The sequence below is a fragment of the Polynucleobacter aenigmaticus genome (assembly GCF_002206635.1).
Classification (GTDB): domain Bacteria; phylum Pseudomonadota; class Gammaproteobacteria; order Burkholderiales; family Burkholderiaceae; genus Polynucleobacter; species Polynucleobacter aenigmaticus.
Genome location: NZ_NGUO01000021.1, coordinates 1 through 16,796 on the forward strand (window position 1 = coordinate 1; position 16,796 = coordinate 16,796).

General features: G+C 47.9%; 19 protein-coding genes. 7 read left to right on the plus strand and 12 right to left on the minus strand.

The features are described 5' to 3' along the window. Positions 1-394 (plus strand): IS3 family transposase (locus CBI30_RS10305; protein ID WP_143744390.1); only part of this gene is annotated, 394 nt, incomplete at its 5' end. A gap of 106 nt (positions 395-500) precedes the next feature. On the opposite strand, the gene CBI30_RS10310 is transcribed toward CBI30_RS10305, so the two are convergent. The 5 genes from CBI30_RS10310 to fdxA all read right to left on the minus strand — a co-directional run bounded on the left by CBI30_RS10310 (position 501) and on the right by fdxA (position 4,124). Beyond that, positions 501-1,202: a carbonic anhydrase gene (locus tag CBI30_RS10310; RefSeq protein ID WP_240553574.1), complete on the minus strand. Its 702-nt coding sequence runs from the start codon at positions 1,200-1,202 to the stop codon at positions 501-503. Between the two features lie 207 nt (positions 1,203-1,409). Beyond that, positions 1,410-1,907, minus strand: a complete 498-nt coding sequence (locus CBI30_RS10315) for a dihydrofolate reductase (protein WP_088528214.1) — start codon at positions 1,905-1,907, stop codon at positions 1,410-1,412. 15 nt (positions 1,908-1,922) lie between these two features. Then, positions 1,923-2,717 (minus strand): thymidylate synthase, encoded by a 795-nt coding sequence (locus tag CBI30_RS10320; RefSeq protein ID WP_088528215.1) that lies wholly within the window; start codon positions 2,715-2,717, stop codon positions 1,923-1,925. A gap of 38 nt (positions 2,718-2,755) precedes the next feature. Further along, positions 2,756-3,799 carry an NAD(P)/FAD-dependent oxidoreductase gene (locus tag CBI30_RS10325; RefSeq protein WP_088528216.1) on the minus strand — a complete coding sequence of 348 codons (1,044 nt, stop codon included), beginning with the start codon at positions 3,797-3,799 and terminating at the stop codon, positions 2,756-2,758. A 1-nt stretch (position 3,800) separates the two neighbouring features. Next, entirely contained in the window at positions 3,801-4,124 is a 324-nt protein-coding gene (fdxA, locus tag CBI30_RS10330; RefSeq protein WP_088528217.1) for a ferredoxin FdxA, read from the minus strand. Between the two features lie 119 nt (positions 4,125-4,243). Here fdxA and CBI30_RS10335 point away from each other — a divergent pair, with 119 nt between their 5' ends. After that, positions 4,244-5,257, plus strand: a complete 1,014-nt coding sequence (locus CBI30_RS10335; protein WP_088528218.1) for a 2-hydroxyacid dehydrogenase — start codon at positions 4,244-4,246, stop codon at positions 5,255-5,257. 27 nt (positions 5,258-5,284) lie between these two features. On the opposite strand, the gene CBI30_RS10340 is transcribed toward CBI30_RS10335, so the two are convergent. The 5 genes from CBI30_RS10340 to CBI30_RS10360 all read right to left on the minus strand — a co-directional run bounded on the left by CBI30_RS10340 (position 5,285) and on the right by CBI30_RS10360 (position 11,360). After that, the gene (locus CBI30_RS10340) at positions 5,285-5,578 is read right to left on the minus strand and encodes a hypothetical protein (RefSeq protein ID WP_015421612.1); all 294 of its coding nucleotides are present in this window, start codon (positions 5,576-5,578) and stop codon (positions 5,285-5,287) included. Positions 5,579-5,589: 11 nt separating this feature from the next. Then, complete coding sequence (gene moeA / locus CBI30_RS10345; protein ID WP_088528219.1) at positions 5,590-6,912, minus strand: molybdopterin molybdotransferase MoeA; 1,323 nt, start codon at positions 6,910-6,912, stop codon at positions 5,590-5,592. Continuing rightward, positions 6,909-7,514 (minus strand): molybdenum cofactor guanylyltransferase MobA, encoded by a 606-nt coding sequence (mobA, locus tag CBI30_RS10350; RefSeq protein WP_088528220.1) that lies wholly within the window; start codon positions 7,512-7,514, stop codon positions 6,909-6,911. Before mobA ends, moeA begins: the two co-directional genes overlap by 4 nt. Continuing rightward, positions 7,514-8,626 (minus strand): GTP 3',8-cyclase MoaA, encoded by a 1,113-nt coding sequence (gene moaA / locus CBI30_RS10355; RefSeq protein ID WP_088528221.1) that lies wholly within the window; start codon positions 8,624-8,626, stop codon positions 7,514-7,516. The genes mobA and moaA overlap by 1 nt, the downstream gene beginning before the upstream one ends. 82 nt (positions 8,627-8,708) lie before the next feature. Then, complete coding sequence (locus CBI30_RS10360) at positions 8,709-11,360, minus strand: ribonuclease E/G (RefSeq protein WP_088528222.1); 2,652 nt, start codon at positions 11,358-11,360, stop codon at positions 8,709-8,711. A 456-nt stretch (positions 11,361-11,816) separates the two neighbouring features. Here CBI30_RS10360 and CBI30_RS10365 point away from each other — a divergent pair, with 456 nt between their 5' ends. The 3 genes from CBI30_RS10365 to CBI30_RS10375 are packed head-to-tail and all read left to right on the plus strand — an operon-like array spanning position 11,817 to position 14,555. Then, positions 11,817-12,839 carry an RluA family pseudouridine synthase gene (locus tag CBI30_RS10365; RefSeq protein WP_088528223.1) on the plus strand — a complete coding sequence of 341 codons (1,023 nt, stop codon included), beginning with the start codon at positions 11,817-11,819 and terminating at the stop codon, positions 12,837-12,839. A 16-nt stretch (positions 12,840-12,855) separates the two neighbouring features. Then, positions 12,856-13,545: an HAD-IIIA family hydrolase gene (locus tag CBI30_RS10370; RefSeq protein WP_088528228.1), complete on the plus strand. Its 690-nt coding sequence runs from the start codon at positions 12,856-12,858 to the stop codon at positions 13,543-13,545. A 50-nt stretch (positions 13,546-13,595) separates the two neighbouring features. Then, positions 13,596-14,555, plus strand: a complete 960-nt coding sequence (locus CBI30_RS10375) for a S49 family peptidase (protein WP_088528224.1) — start codon at positions 13,596-13,598, stop codon at positions 14,553-14,555. A gap of 44 nt (positions 14,556-14,599) precedes the next feature. Here the strand turns inward: CBI30_RS10375 and CBI30_RS10380 are convergent, their stop codons facing one another. Both CBI30_RS10380 and CBI30_RS10385 read right to left on the minus strand, forming a co-directional pair. After that, on the minus strand, positions 14,600-15,373 hold the full coding sequence (locus tag CBI30_RS10380) for an SAM-dependent methyltransferase (protein ID WP_088528225.1): 774 nt from the start codon (positions 15,371-15,373) through the stop codon (positions 14,600-14,602). Between the two features lie 28 nt (positions 15,374-15,401). Further along, on the minus strand, positions 15,402-15,971 hold the full coding sequence (locus CBI30_RS10385; RefSeq protein WP_088528226.1) for a Maf family nucleotide pyrophosphatase: 570 nt from the start codon (positions 15,969-15,971) through the stop codon (positions 15,402-15,404). Between the two features lie 69 nt (positions 15,972-16,040). Here CBI30_RS10385 and CBI30_RS10390 point away from each other — a divergent pair, with 69 nt between their 5' ends. Then, a complete protein-coding gene (locus tag CBI30_RS10390) occupies positions 16,041-16,562 on the plus strand; it encodes a YceD family protein (protein WP_088528227.1) in 522 nt (173 codons plus the stop codon). Positions 16,563-16,731: 169 nt separating this feature from the next. Beyond that, positions 16,732-16,796, plus strand: a 65-nt coding sequence (rpmF, locus tag CBI30_RS11070) for a 50S ribosomal protein L32 (protein ID WP_143744391.1), incomplete at its 3' end; no start/stop codon positions are given.

Here is a 16,796-nt window from a genome sequence, read left to right on the forward strand (position 1 = left end):
CGTCTCCTATGAGATTGCTGATCGGCCACAGATTAGCTCAGTCATGCGGATGCTTCAAAGCGCATTTAAACAACTCAAACCAAAAGATAAACCCATGCTGCACTCAGACCAGGGCTGGCAATACCAGATGGGGCTTTATCAACAGGCCTTGCACAAGCAGGGCATTACTCAAAGCATGTCTAGAAAAGGTAACTGCTTAGACAACGCAGTTATGGAAAACTGGTTTGGGATTATGAAAACAGAGTTCTTCTATCGGAGGAGGTTTGAAAGTATCGAATCATTTAAAACAGAACTAAAGGAATACATCCACTACTACAACCATGATCGAATCAAACAAAAACTAAAGGGATTAAGTCCGGTAAATTACCGAACTCAATCCCTCGTGCTAACCTAACTAGACTGTCCAACTACTGGGGGTCAGTTCAAAAGGTGGTTTTGGTGTTTCTCGGTGGCTCGGGGTGGGGGCGACTAGGGGCTAGGATGCCTGACTCTAGAACTACTCAGGCAACTAAATCAACTTTGCCCGTATCTAGATGGTATAGGCCGCCAACCACGATAAGTTTCTTATCCTGAACTAATTTTCTTAATAGAGGGGCTGAGTCTTTGAGTATAGCCACATTCATTTTGATATTTTCTAATGTAGTTGCGTTCAGTAAATCACCGCCATTTTTTAGACCTGCTTTTACAGCAGGATTTAATGCGGTTGTAATGCTCTGAATATGGCCTGGATAATCAGTGTGATTTTTATCTGCATCAATAGCTGCCTTGATTGCGCCACACTCCGAATGGCCCAAGACCATAATGACAGAAGCTCCTAGCACTGCAGAGCCATATTCGATGCTCGCTAAAATATCCGGGGTAACAAAGTTACCCGCTAGGCGGTTTACAAATAAATCGCCGCGACCCTCATCAAAACATAACTCTGGAGTCACTCTAGAGTCTGCACATGAGAGTATAGAAGCGTAAGGATTTTGGCCTTTGGCCAACGCCACTCTAGTTTTAGAGAAATCGCGAATATTCGATTTGCCAGAAGCATACCTCTTATTGCCATCCGTTAGTCGCTTAAGCGCCGTATCGGGAGTCATTACATTTGCAAGAATTGGGGGTTGTTTATCGCCTGCCGCCAATACTGTTTTAGCTTCAAGCATAGACAACAAAGAAACTGCGCCGAACATCTTGAGTGCATTACGACGGGAATTCATTTTTGCCTCCTTGGAGCGGCTGGTCATAGTATCTTTTTACCTCAAAAAATATGAAAAAACCACTAGAAGGTGGTTTTGGTCGTTCTAGGTAGCCCAGGCGGAATCGAACTACCGACACAAGGATTTTCAATCCCCCGCTTTACCGACCGCTATTGGCCTTGAGTCGGCATTCGTGCGAGTCCTATCAAAATGATGGGGAATGCGCGTTTACTGTCTTTCGAGTGTAATAAAGTTAAAAGTAATGTCGCCCTCAGAAGCTGGAGTGCGCTCCACCTCTTTCCATTCGGATTCATTTGGTACGGCAAAAAAGGTGTCACCACCCTCTACATCGATATCAATTTCAGTAATGTAGAGACGATCTGCTTTCGGAAAAGCCTGGGTGAAGAGTTGCTCCCCACCAATGACAAATACCCTAGGAAATTCGTTTAAGGTATTGATCGCTGCGCCTAGGGAGTTGACCACTTCGGCGCCTGCCAGTTGTAGGTCAGTATTACGACTCACCACAATATTGCGACGTCCTGGCAGTGGGCGACCAATTGATTCCCAAGTCTTGCGACCCATGATGACTGGGTGGCCCATCGTCACTTTTTTAAAGAACTGCAAGTCAGCAGAAATCTTCCAAGGCATTTGATTGTCTCTACCAATCACGTGATTACGCGAGCGGGCAACAATCATGGAGATGGCAGGGTGTGTAGCTGCAGTCATAAGTAATCTATTTTCTTAAACGGCTACAGGAGCTTTAATGGCAGGGTGAGATTCATAGCCGGTGATTTCAAAATCCTCGAACTCGTAATCAAAGATTGAGTCTGGCTTACGCAAAATCTTGAGCTGAGGCAATGAATACCAGTCTCTTGATAACTGGAGATCTACTTGTTCCAGGTGATTGCTATAAAGATGGCAGTCACCACCAGTCCAAACAAAATCACCTACTTCTAGATTGCACTGTTGCGCCATCATGTGGGTCAGTAGGGCATAGCTAGCGATATTGAAAGGTACACCCAAGAAGATATCCGCACTACGTTGATAGAGTTGGCAGGAGAGCTTGCCATCGGCTACGTAGAACTGAAAGAAGGCGTGGCAAGGCGCTAAGGCCATGCGAGGGATATCAGCCACATTCCAGGCAGAAACAATAATGCGACGAGAGTCTGGATTCTTTTTAAGAGTCTCTACGACCTCAGCGATCTGATCAATATGCTCACCATTCGGGGCGGGCCAAGAGCGCCACTGATAGCCATAAATAGGGCCTAAATCACCATCGGGTGCCGCCCATTCATTCCAAATGGAAACGCCACGCTCTTTAAGCCAATTGTTATCAGTGCTGCCTTTGAGAAACCAGAGCAATTCCAAAATAATGGACTTGAGATGTAGCTTCTTGGTAGTCACCATCGGAAAGCCTTCGGCCAGATTAAAGCGCATCTGGTGGCCAAAGATGGAGATGGTCCCGGTACCGGTTCTATCGGCTTTTAGGACGCCTTTTGCAAGGACTTCCTTCATGAGGTTGTGATATTGACGCATCGGTTTATTCAGTCAAATGATTCAGTGATATTGAGAGCTTACTCGAATGTTGTTGGACTTACCCCAAGTGCCTTGTGTAGCTTAGGGGAGGTAGTGGTGTACTGGAGTTGAATCTGCTTTTCGGGGGCAAGGTAGGCCGCTGCGGCAAAGGCTGCCAAAGCCGCTTCATGAAAGCCCGACAAAATGAGTTTTTTCTTGCCAGGGTAAATATTGATATCCCCGACAGCGTAAATACCTGGTGTACTAGTTTGAAAGCAAGCAGTATCTACAGCGATTTGTTTGCGATCGATATCCAAACCCCAGTCCGCAATTGGACCTAATTTTGGGGATAGGCCATAAAAGAGTAAGAGTGCATCTAAGGCAATCACATGAACTTCACCATCAATATTGGTGACCGCAATGTCAGTGAGATATCCGTTGGAAGATTCAAAACCGGTGATTTGGCCAATCAATAATTGCATTTCTCCAGCAGCGCATAGTGCCCGCATCTTAGCGACGGATTGAGGCGTTGCCTTGAAGTCATCTCTGCGATGAATGAGTGTCACGCTGGCAGCTTTGCCAACAAAGTTCAGCGCCCAATCCAGCGCGGAATCTCCGCCACCGCAAATCACTATCTTTTTTCCTGCGAATTGCTCTGGGTCTCTCACGCGATAGAACACTTGTTTGTCTACAAAAGCCTCAATGCCTTCTAGATTGAGGGTTCTCGGCTGAAACGCTCCGACGCCAGCGGCAATAAACACCGTCTTGGATAAAAAGCGTTGATTTTGAGAGGTCCCAATCAGAAAGCGCCCATCAGCTTGTTTCTCAAGAGTGGAGACCTCTTGATTTAAATGAAACTGCGGAGCAAATGGCTCAATTTGTTTTAAGAGATTACTAGCCAGCTCACGACCCGTGCAAACTGGTATCGCCGGAATGTCATAGATGGGTTTATCTGGATAAAGCTCGATGCATTGACCGCCTACTTCAGGCAGGGAGTCAATGACATGCGCTTTAATTTCAAGGAGTCCAAGTTCGAAGACTTGGAAGAGCCCCACCGGACCGGCGCCAATAATGACTGCATCGGTTTCAATGGTGGGGTGCAATTTACTTTACCAGTTGATCAAGTTTGTTTTTAACGTCTTTCCACTCTTCGGCTTCTGGCAATGCTGCTTTAGATTTGGTGATCGAAGTCCATCCCGGGGATAGATCTGCATTCAATTTGATAAATGACTGTTGATCTCCTGGTACATCATCTTCCGCATAAATCGCATTGACTGGGCACTCGGGTACGCATACTGCGCAATCAATGCACTCATCTGGATCGATGACTAAAAAATTAGGGCCTTCGCGAAAACAATCGACAGGGCAGACATCAACACAGTCTGTGTATTTGCAGCGGATGCAGGCTTCAGTAACAACGTAAGTCATGATGGTTTACAGGTAAGGAGCCCAGGTTAATGGACTGCCAAGTTATAAAAACTCAATTTTAGCCGAATCAGCTTATTTTTCCGACGAAAGGTTCAATTTAGTTGAGTTAAAGTCACGCTATGACCACTCAAGCCAACCCCACTTTTCCATCTACTAAACCCAAAATTCTGGTTGCAAGAGCTATCTTTCCAGAAGCGCTGGCCAAATTAGAGGAATCCTTTGAGGTTTGCTCTAACCAGTCCGACAAAATTTTGACCCCTGAAGAGCTGCAGAAGGCGCTTTCAGAGGTAGAGGGAGCTCTAGTTGCTGGTAGCGAACGAATTGATGCTTCTGCTTTATCTCAGGCTACCAATTTGAAGGTGATTGCCAATATCTCAGTTGGATACAACAACTTTGATGTGCCAGCCATGACTGCGGCAGGTGTTATGGCCACCAATACCCCTGATGTTCTTACGGATACCACGGCCGATTTTGGTTTTGCTTTGCTGATGGCCACTGCTAGACGTATTACTGAATCCGAGCATTGGGTGAGGGGCGGAAAGTGGGATCAATGGTCGATTGTGAATAACCCACTCGGCATGGATTTACATCACAGTACTGTTGGCATCATTGGCATGGGTCGGATTGGCCAAGGCATTGCTAAGCGCGGTTTAGGCTTTGGAATGAAAGTGATTTATCACAATCGCAGTCATCTGTCAGATGCGGATGAACAAGCTTGTGGAGCAACTTACGTTTCTAAAGAAGAATTACTCCGCACTGCCGATCACGTCGTACTGGTCTTGCCTTACACCACACAAAATCATCATACGATTGGTGCGCCAGAAATTGCCCTGATGAAACCCACTGCCACCCTGATTAACATTGCTCGCGGCGGTATTGTGGATGATGGTGCTTTAGCGCAAGCATTGCAAGAAGGAAAGATCTTTGCTGCCGGCTTGGATGTTTTTGAGGGTGAGCCTCAGGTACATCCAGAGTTACTCAAGTGTAGGAATATTGTATTGGCTCCACATATTGCGAGTGCTACTGAAAAAACTCGTAGAGCAATGGTGGATCTAGCTATTGAAAATTTATGCGCTGCACTTGCTGGTAAGAGGCCGCCAAGTTTAATTAATGCTGAAGTGTTTAGTACTTAATGCACTGAAGCGAAGTCGACTCGGAAATCAGTCGGCTTCGATTTCTTCTGGGAGCTCGCGGAGTGCAAGTTCAATTCCGCCAAATTTACCTGCCACCCAGTTGTAGACCTTGCAGGCAATCCACAGCAAAGCAAAGCCGAGCAGGGCATTGAGAATTAATGCTGAGAGCACGGTAAATCCAGGGATTGCGCCGTCGCGAATGAAGGCTACAAATAGTGCCAACAACACAATCGGAACTGAGAAGCAAAGATAAACCAAAACCAGGGTTTTGGCGGTATGCATTGGGTCTACGAAGGCGATTTCTTTTTTGGTGAGTTTCATGAGGAGCAATATTAAAGCAGTCCGTCGAAAAGCGCCACATCTACCCAGTCACCAGCCGCAATATTTCCTTGCTCGTGAGAGAGGATGACGAAGCAATTTGCCTCACTCATAGATCGCAATATTCCAGCCCCTTGGCTACCAGTGAGTTTGACTGTTGGCTTTCCATCGGCCCCACGCCCCAAAATAGCGCGTTGAAATTCTGTGCGACCTGGTTTTTTTCGAATCGGCGCCTCGGCGATCGCTTGAGTCATTGGCGGCTCAGTCTGGCTTGCACCATTGAGTTGCAATAAAGCGGAGCGTACAAATTGGTAGAAGGTCACCATGACTGCTACTGGGTTGCCAGGCAGGCCAAAGAAGAGGGTCTTGCGGTTAGATCCCTGAACCGGCTTCAGTACCCCAAAGGCCATAGGGCGTCCTGGGCGCATGGCGATTTTCCAGAACCCAACATCACCGAGTTCTTGCATAATTTGCTTGGTAAAGTCGGCTTCGCCAACGGAAACGCCGCCAGAAGAAATCAGGACGTCTGCCTTCGACGCTGCATCTATAAATGCCGCCTTCAGCGAGGCGGGATCATCGCGGACAATGCCGCAATCGATGATCTCTAAATTGAGACGATTAAGTAGGCCGGTGAGGCTATAGCGATTACTGTCATAAATACTGCCTACATCCAAAGCTTGACCGAGGGGGCGTAATTCATCTCCGGAGGATAAAATGGCCACCCTCAGTTTGCGGTGAACTTTGAGTGTTGCAATACCTAAAGAGGCTGCTAGGCCAAGGTCAGAAGGGCGCAGTAAACGTCCAGCAACAATGGCCGCCTTGCCGTTTTGTAAATCTTCGCCGCGTAAGCGTCGGTTTTCTCCGCGCTTGACTTGATTTTGTTTGAAGCGTGCAAGTGACGCATCTGCGGATTCAGTCAATTCTTGTGGAATAACGGTGTCACAGCCATCGGGCATGAGTGCGCCGGTCATGATCTTGAGACACTCTCCCGGACCAAGCTTGCCAACATAAGGTTTGCCAGCATAAGCAGTACCAACGACCTTGAGCGTGACAGTGTTATCGCTATCGCCCAGACAATCTCCATTCAATGCAAAGCCATCCATTGCAGAGTTATCAGCAGCAGGTACATCGATGGGTGAGAGTAAGCCTTCTGCCAGAATGCGGTTGATTGCTTGGTCCAAAGTCGCAGACTCAATATCGCCCGCATTATTCATGCTGCGAGCTGCATGCAGTAGATCGGTTACTAGGCTTGCAATAGCCTTGCGAGCCTCGTCAACATGCAAAGACCCGGTGAGTAGGATCGGATTATTGGGGGAGTAATACTTTAAATCAGTCACTGAGACACTTCCTCTAAAGCTGCCAACTCTTCAGGTGTATTCACATTGGCAAATGCTTGAGCGTTTTCAAACACCACAGTGCCAGACCGCAATTCCTTAAACCAGCGATCAATCTTCAAATCCCCTTTGCTTAAAAAAGTATCCAGAGAGTCTTTTAAATCTCTCCTCATTAAACAGAAAACTGGTTGTGACCAAATCTTTCCGTCATCTTCTTTTGAAGAGGCAAAGACTAACTCTAAATTTTTACCCTCCAGTTCACCTGCCATTTTTTCAGCAAGATCAGTTGGCAAGAGGGGGGAGTCGCAAGGAGATGTTAATAAGTAGGGTGATTTGCAATGCTTTAGGCCCACCGAAAAACCCGCTAAGGGGCCAGAGAAGTCCGGGGTTTCATCCATGAGTACTGGATAGCCGTAGTGTGAGTACTTCGTGATGCTACGGTTAGCATTAATAAGAATAGTGCTGACTTGAGGTTTCAGGCGGGTGATAGTAGATTCAATGAGGGGCTTGCCATGAAAGGGGATTAGCCCCTTATCAATGCCACCCATGCGCTGAGCACGACCGCCTGCCAAGATGAGCCCAGTAATTTGATTTGCAGTAATCATTAGCCGCCGATGTATGACATTTCTACTTTTCGGATCCCCTTGAGGTCGATCGTATTTGATCCCCGAATTTCTGAATAGTGGTCCTCGCGTCCCGCCCATGTTGTCATGATGGCATTGGCAATTTCAAGATCGCTTTTACCTGAGCGCAACAGCGTTTTGAAATCAAATCCTTCGTTTGCAAATAAGCAAAGATAGAGTTGTCCATCAGTGGAAATACGCGCGCGTGTGCACTCATGACAGAAGGTTTGGGTCACGCTAGAAATAAAACCAATTTCACCAGAGCCATCGATATAGCGCCAGCGTTGAGCAACTTCACCGGGATAGTTGGCTTCAATAGGCTCTATCGGAAAGATTGCATTAATTCGATCGGCAACTTCTTGGGATGGAAGTACTTGTGACATATCCCAGCCATTGGAACTCCCGACATCCATAAACTCAATAAAGCGCAGAGTGATGCCGCCACCTTTAAAGTGCTTCGCCATCGCAATAATCTCTTGATCGTTTGTACCCTTCTTAACAACCATATTGACTTTGAGATTAGTAAAGCCAGCCTCCTGGGCCGCAGCAATACCATCGAGGACATCCGTTACTGGAAAGTCAACATCATTCATTTTTTTGAAGATATGCTCATTGAGGCCATCAAGACTAATGGTGAGGCGCTGTAAGCCAGCCGCTTTTAATGCAACCGCTTTTTTGCGCAAAACACTGCCGTTAGTGGTCAGCGTTAAATCAAGGGGTTGTCCCGATATAGATCTAATTTTGGCAAGCATCTCGATGAGTACTTCCAGATTTTTGCGAAGCAAGGGCTCGCCACCCGTGAGGCGAATTTTTTCAACGCCCAGTGAGGCGAAGATCGTCGTTAAACGAGTGATCTCTTCAAAGCTGAGTAATTCATTATGAGAGAGGTAGGGATAGTTCTTGTCGAAGATTTCCTTAGGCATGCAATAGGTGCAGCGAAAGTTGCATCGATCAGTAACGGAGATGCGTAAATCGCGCAGAGGGCGTCCACGAGTATCTTTGGTTAAAACGTTAGCGGCAACAAGCTGCCCTGGAATGGAAGGCGCTTGGCCTTTGCCTTCATCTAAGCGAATGGGGATTACTTTTTCAACCATGGCTAATTATGGCTGTGAAAGGGTGTTTCTGCCAAACTGCCAAATATCCTTGTGGGATAAATAGCAGTCTGGAGAAATTGGATTAAACCGTTTTTTCTTGGCCGCCGGTTTCAACTAAAACCATTGGGCCGTTTTGCAGGCTTACCGGGGCCTTAGGCGCTCTACCTACAGGCGTAATTTCAGGCTCCGCTTTAATTTGTGATTGCGCATCTTGATGCTTGCTAGAGTCTGTTGCTACCCAGACCATGCCAGCAGACTGCACAACGCTATGCAATGGAGTTTCTTCTAGTGCCTGGAAGGCAACCTTAGGAAGTTCAGGCATTGGCTTTGCAATCACCTCTATCGCTGGTGCTGGTGCGGCTACTGTCTGAGTGGCAGTAGCTGAAGCAGTGTTAGCGGGGCGATTGCTTTGGCGTGGTGCTCTTGGCTCACGTGGCGCTCTTTCCTTTACTTCCTTAGGAGCTACGGGTGCAGCGGCCACAGTATTGCTAAAGCTCTGGGCAATGTTCTGAATCGGCATAGAAGCAGATGCTCCAGCCATTCCTACTGGCGGGCCAGAGAATGAAGTTACTGCCGCTACAACGGAATCGATCACTGCATCACCATTGGACTCTGTACGTTCACCACGTTGACCACGACCACGACCACGACGGTTGCGACCACGACCACGACGCTCTTCACCATCTGCGCTAGGGGCAGCATCAGTTCCGGGGGCAGCTTCAGTAGCAGGAGTTACCGCAGCTTGATTTTCTGGCTTTGGATTTTGATTGCTCTGGTTGCGATCGCTATTATTGCCATTGCGGTTACGGCCATCTTGACGGCCTCTGCCAGAACCTGCCTCGCGAGGAGCATTCGCACCTTCTGCGCCTGCTACTACACCTTCTGCTGGACGCTCACCGCGATCATTGCGTTCACCGCGACGACCACGATTGCGATTATTGCCACTGCCGTTACGATTGTTCGGATTGCGGCCACGTGGAGCGCTTGGAGCAGTCTTCACCTCTGGTGCTGGTGATGAAGAGAATAGGCTCTTAATGAATCCAAAGAATCCACCAGTGCTAGCAGTTTCAGTTGTCACTTTTTCAACACGTGCAGGACGCGGTTGACTTACTGGTGCTGGTGCATTGGGTGTAATACCTTTAACTGCAGCTTCTGGACGCGCTTTAACTTCTGCATCTTTGCGGCTAACAGCAGTATCAGTCTCGAGTTCGCGCGCAGCTTCTTCTGCCATCACGTAACTTGCTTTTTGATCGTCAAGACGTGGATCGTCATGACGTAAACGCTCTAGCTTGTAATGAGGTGTTTCTAAATGCTTGTTTGGAATCATCAAGACATTGACTTTGAAGCGAGTCTCAATCTTGATCACTTCAGCGCGCTTCTCATTTAACAAGAAGGCAGCTACTTCAACTGGAACTTGTGTATGAATAGCGGCAGTGTTTTCTTTCATTGCCTCTTCTTGGATGATGCGCAAGACTTGCAATGCAGACGATTCAGTATCGCGAATATGGCCAGTGCCGTTACAACGTGGGCAAGTTACATGGCTGCCTTCAGACAGGGCAGGGCGCAAGCGCTGGCGTGACATTTCCATCAAGCCAAACTTGGAGATCTTGCCCATCTGAACGCGAGCACGGTCATGGCGCAGAGCATCGCGTAAGCGATTCTCAACATCCTTCTGTGCCTTGCTCGATTCCATATCAATGAAGTCGATGACGATAAGGCCACCCAAGTCACGTAAACGTGCTTGACGAGCGATTTCATCAGCAGCTTCTAAGTTAGTGCGCGTTGCAGTCTCTTCAATATCAGAGCCGCGAGTTGCGCGTGCAGAGTTGACGTCAACAGAAACCAAAGCTTCAGTGTGGTCAATCACGATCGCGCCGCCAGATGGCAATGGCACGGTGCGTGAATATGCTGTTTCAATTTGATGCTCAATTTGGAAGCGAGAGAACAATGGAACATCGTCCTGGTAACGCTTCACTCTTGGCAAGTTATCCGGCATCACTACCGACATAAACGCAGCAGCTTGCTCGTAGATGTCATCGGTATCGATGAGGATCTCACCGATATCAGGCTGGAAGTAGTCACGAATCGCACGAATGACTAAGCTAGATTCGAGGTAGATCAATAGTGGTGCTGAGTTGCCTTTAGCGGCTTCATCAATCGCTGTCCATAACTGCATGAGATAGCTTAAGTCCCACTGCAATTCAGTGGCATCACGGCCAATACCGGCTGTACGAGCAATGATGCTCATGCCATCAGGCACTTCTAATTGGGACATCGCTTCACGGAGTTCTTGACGGTCTTCACCTTCAATACGACGTGAGACACCACCTCCACGTGGGTTATTTGGCATTAATACCAAATAGCGACCTGCCAGGGATACAAAAGAGGTGAGGGCGGCGCCTTTTTGGCCACGCTCTTCTTTTTCCACCTGAACAATGATTTCTTGGCCTTCGCGTAGCGCTTCTTTAATAGAGGCGTTACGGACATCAACACCCTCTTTAAAGTAGGTGCGGGCAACTTCCTTAAATGGCAGGAAGCCATGACGTTCTTCACCGTAATTTACAAAACAGGCTTCGAGCGACGGCTCAATGCGAGTAATAACACCTTTGTAAATATTGCCTTTGCGTTGTTCACGACCGGCAGCTTCGATATCGATATCGATGAGTTTTTGACCATCTACGATGGCAACTCGCAACTCTTCTTGTTGAGTTGCATTAAATAACATGCGTTTCATAACACTCTCCTATTGGGGAGTGCGTCGCTGCGCGCTGCGTTAGGGACAAGTTAGATACCGCTTGGGGCATAGCCCATTGGCGGCTTTGGAGTGTGGATCAAGCTAATCCAAGCATCTTCTGCCTGGTACACCATGTTTAATTAAACCGGTGCCACACTTGACGATCGCCGCAGAGACCTCCTTTAGGTCATCAATGCAGGCGCGCGCCTGGAAACTGTCTTCTAATCGCGGGTCGCGGCAAACGGCACACCAACCCTGCGCCTCATTACAACGGGGGAGGGGCAACCCCGGGAGTCTATTAAGGGCGACTCCAAGCTCCACGATCCAAACCTGAATTAGGCCAGTCTCGGGCCAATAAATTGGCTAGAGCGTTGATTATACGGCACAAGTTGAAGGACAATGGGGTATTGTTGAGTCCCTTGTCGACCCCTGTCGGGGTCGCGAGAGAGATAAATCATGAAACCCGAATCCATTTCCAAGCCTTTACAGCTAAAAACGCCCGCTCCCGCTGCCGTTCATTTTCAGACCATTGGTCCCGAGGAGGCTGGCCAGCGTTTAGACAATTACCTTCTGCGTTGGGCTAAAGGGGTTCCCAAAAGCCACGTTTATCGGATTATTCGCTCTGGCGAAGTTCGGGTAAATAAGAAAAGGGCTGAGCCAACTACCCGCTTAATTGAGGGGGATGTAGTTCGAGTTCCCCCAGTTCGCATTGCAGAACCTGCCCAGATGGCGGCTGTTAATACCGCTCAAACCAAGTCTCGGGCGCAGGGCTATTCCGACAAAATGCCGATTCTGTTTGAAGATGAGGCTTTATTAATAGTCAATAAACCAGCTGGTTTAGCGGTTCATGGTGGATCGGGTATCGCCCTTGGTGTCATTGAAACCCTGCGCATTACCCGGCCAGAACTCAAATTCATTGAATTGGTCCATCGTTTAGATCGAGATACCTCGGGTGTGTTGCTTCTAGCTAAAAAACGCAGTGCCTTGGTTGAGTTGCATCGTCAGATCCGCGAGGGGCAGACAGATAAGCGTTATTTCTTGCTTGCTCATGGAGAAATTGCTCAGGGTACCGGCGTAATGCAGCTAAAGTTCGCGCTCCATAAGTATTTGCTGCCTAATGGTGAGCGACGTGTCCGCGTTGACCCAGATGGGCTACCAAGTCATACGGCTTTGCGTGTTGTCAAAACGATGAAGCGTGGAGATACGGCGATTACTCTGGCTGAGGCTCAGCTTAAAACGGGTCGCACCCATCAGATTCGAGTCCATCTCCAAAAACTGGGCCACGCCATCTTAGGTGACGATAAGTACGGCTTTGAGGATCAAGACAAGATCATTAAATCGAAGCGCTTGTACTTGCATGCCCATTTGGCTGGCTTTACGCATCCGCGCACTGGTGAGAAGATGCGTATCGAATCACCATTACCCGCTGAATTTACGGCAATGATGAAAAACTTTGAGGTGACGGCTGAAAAGAGCTGAGCAACCCATGCCCCAAATGATTGAAGAACAAAAGCCCGAAAGACGTTATGACCTGATTGTGTGGGATTGGGATGGAACCATTATGGATTCCACCCCGACTATCGTGGATTGCATTCAGCAGGCTTGTCGCGATCTAGGTTTCAAGGAGCCAGACGATTCCCTAGCAAGCTCGGTAATTGGTTTGGGGATACAGGATTCGCTCAGAAGAGCGGTGCCGTGGATTGAGCCGATTCATTTCCCAAAGTTGACTGAGCGCTTTCGCTATCACTATTTAGCTAAGGACCATGAGCTCGATTTATTTCCAGGTATTCGCGAGTTGCTAGAAGATTTGCGTGATGATGGTTACTTATTGGGTGTTGCTACCGGTAAATCTCGCGTAGGATTGGATCGTTCCTTAAAGCATCACCAACTGGAGCAGATGTTTCATGAAACCCGCACTGCAGATGAATCCTTCTCTAAGCCCCACCCTGGAATGCTCTTAGAGTTATCCGATGTGATGCAAGTGCCGATGCGCCGCATGCTGATGATTGGAGACACTACCCATGATTTGGATATGGCTGCCAATGCTGGAGTGGATGCCGTGGCAGTGACTTACGGCGCACATCCACCCAGCACCCTAAAAGAGGCGCCTTCTCTGATTCATGTGGATGATGTCTCGCAGTTGACTAGCTGGCTAAGCCAGAACCTCACTGTGAAAAATGCATAAACAAGCCATACTTAAACCACACACAAGTTAGCAAGCAAGGAATAAAAGCAATGGATCAACATCAGCCAGACAATGCAAATCAAAACTGGGAGCGTCAAGCCCTCGAGCATTTGTTGTTGGAGAACTTAAAAGAGACCCGCAAGGCGCGTCGCTGGAAGGCAGTATTTAGGATTCTCACCTTAATTGTTTTTGTGGGTGCGATCCTGGCGGTATTCGATTTTCATCTGCCAGGGCGCGGTATGGGAGCTGAGAAGCACACAGCCTTAGTCACGCTAGAGGGAGAAATTTCCTCCAGCTCTATGGCAAATGCTTTAGACATCAACTCATCATTGACCGCTGCATTCGAAAATGAAAATAGTGCAGGGGTGGTATTGCGCATTAATAGCCCCGGGGGTTCTCCGGTTCAAGCCGGCATGATGAATGATGAGATTCACCGCTTACGCAAGCTCTATCCAAGTAAACCTCTCTACGTCGTGGTTGAGGACATTTGCGCTTCAGGCGGTTATTACGTTGCAGTTGCCGGAGACCAAATTTTGGTGGACAAGGCCAGTCTAGTTGGATCCATTGGCGTGATCATGGAAGGCTTTGGCTTTACCGGCCTAATGGATAAGTTGGGTGTGACGCGTCGTATGATTACTGCTGGCTTTAACAAAGGCATGATGGATCCATTTTCCAAAGAAAATCCACAACAAGTGGAGATGATTAAAACCATGATTGATGAGATTCATCAGCAATTTATTGCAGTGGTGAAAGCAGGGCGCGGCGGTCGCTTAAAAGAAACGCCTGAGATGTTCTCTGGCCGCGTTTGGAATGGCGAACAAGCAATTAAAATTGGCTTGGTAGATGGCTATGGAACCGTAGAGTCAGTAGCGCGTGATGTCTTCAAGGCCCCGGATATTCTGGACTACACCATAAAAGAGAATTTTGCCGAACGCGTTGCTAAGCGCTTTGGTGCTGAGGTTGGTGCTGCAGCTGGTAAGACATTAATTAAGGCGCCCAATCTACAGTAAAAACGATAAATCAATAAAGCACCAAAGTAATCGGAAAATAAAAATTAGGCTAGCAGTAGAAATACTGCTGGCCTATTTTGTAATGAGGCACATGCTGCTTCGTTCGGATAACGCTTGCGCCAGTCGGCAATCGAGAGGGTGGTAATCGTCTCAGTTGTGAGGCTTAGATCCATGCCAAGACAGAGCAATGTTTGTGGGGCCAATGTATTGAGGCAGGCCATCAGCATTGCAGTGTTGCGATAGGGTGTCTCAATCCAAATTTGAGTTTGCTGTAATTTTCTAGATTCCACTTCTAGCTGCTTAAGTCTTGCAATGCGGTCTTGTGCATCATGCGGAACATATCCCTGAAACGCAAATCGTTGACCATTTAATCCGCTAGCCATGAGGCCCAATAGAATCGAGCTTGGACCTACTAAAGGCTTTACTTTGGCACCGAGTTTATGGGCAGCGAGCACGAGCTCTGCGCCAGGGTCTGCTACCCCAGGAACACCAGCTTCTGACATGAGGCCCATATCATTGCCTGCCATTAATGGTTTCAGTAAATCCATCGGCTTTACCGCATCACCGTACTTGGTGTTTCTGGCTACGCCACGCCACTCACTCATCTGCATTTCTTGAATAGTGCAAGCCAAAGGTGAGACGCTATCGACTGCTTTTAAAAAAGCTCGCGCAGTCTTGGCATCTTCAACAATCCAATGAACCAGTTTGGATGTTTGAGCAATCGTTTCGCTTGGTAAGACCCAAGGCAATTGCTCAACTCGCGCATCATCCCCCAAGGTATTGGGGATTAAAAAGAGGGTGCCTAGTGTTGAGCTCATTTATTTAACTTTGTTTTGTTTTTTTGTTTTATTTCTTCGCTGGAATCACAAAGCCGGCATCACGCAAGAGACCGCTCAGAGCAATCAGAGGCAGACCAATTAATGCAGTAGGATCATCACTCTTGATGGTCTCTAGCAGTGAAATTCCTAAGCCTTCAGATTTGGCACTACCGGCGCAGTCATAGGGCTCTTCCGCATGGAGATAGGCCTCTAGAACTTCATCGGATAGTTTGCGAAAAGTCACCTCGGTTGGGATGCTTAAGGTGCTCTCGGTATCTCCACGCATTAAGCAGAGCGCCGTATGAAACGTAACTGTTGCACCACGCATAAGCTGTAGTTGAGCCATTGCCCGTTCAAAGTTTCCCGGTTTACCAATCGCGGCCCCACAGAGGTCCGCCACTTGATCGGAGCCAATCACCCAGGCGTCTGGATGATCCATGGCAACGGCTGCAGCTTTGGCTTTCGCAAGTCTTAAGGCTAAATCCAAAGTACTTTCGTTTGGCAAGGGAGTTTCATCCACCCTAGGTGAGACAACGGAAAAGGGGATGCGAAGGCGCTCCAATAGCTCGCGACGGTAGACGGAGGTGGATGCCAAGATTTAGTTTTTTTTTCAGAATTACTCATCACTACTTGTACTTTCGCTGAAGCCTTCATTTAGACTGATGTCATGAATCGTAATCAAGTTTTACCTCAAGTTGAGCTATCCGCAGATCCGAGCGCTTTGCGCCGGATCGATTTTTGCGCCCCACAATCCTACAAAGGGGTTGGTTTTTTAGAGATGACAGCCTTGCCCAGGGTGGCTGAGGAGGCTTCCAGCATTGAGCCGGGAGATGGTTTTTATTGGCAGATAAAGACCCATTTTGCTGATTCCCCGGGCTCCGAGCCCCGTCAAACTCTGGAATTAGAGGTAAAGGGCCGCATTCACCTGGTCTGTCAGAGTTGTTTGCAAGATTGTGGCTTGGACTTGGCTCAAGAGAGTCGATTCGTCATGGTTGCTTCTGAAGCGGAGGCGGATGCCTTTCCAATTGAGGATGATCAGCAGGAGCCTTTAGTTGCGAGCCAGCACTTTGACCTGTTGAGTTTGATTGAAGATGAGATTTTGCTGTCCATTCCCTTGATTCCGAAGCATCCAGAGAGCGCCTGTCAGCCGCATGCCTCTTCATTTGGGGAGGGGTGGGGAAGCAGCTGAAGCTTCAAGAAAAGCCTCAGAACTCCCTTTAACATATTAGAAAAATATGAAAGAAAAATTAACTTACCCCCCTTTTCATTTAGAGACGGGTTTCAAGTTTGTTTTAACAATAAATCAAGCATTTAGCGTATTTTCCATGTTAGAATATCGCCTTGCTTAGGAGTTCAATATGGCCGTCCAACAGAATAAAAAATCCCCATCCAAACGTGGCATGCATCGTGCGCACGACTTTTT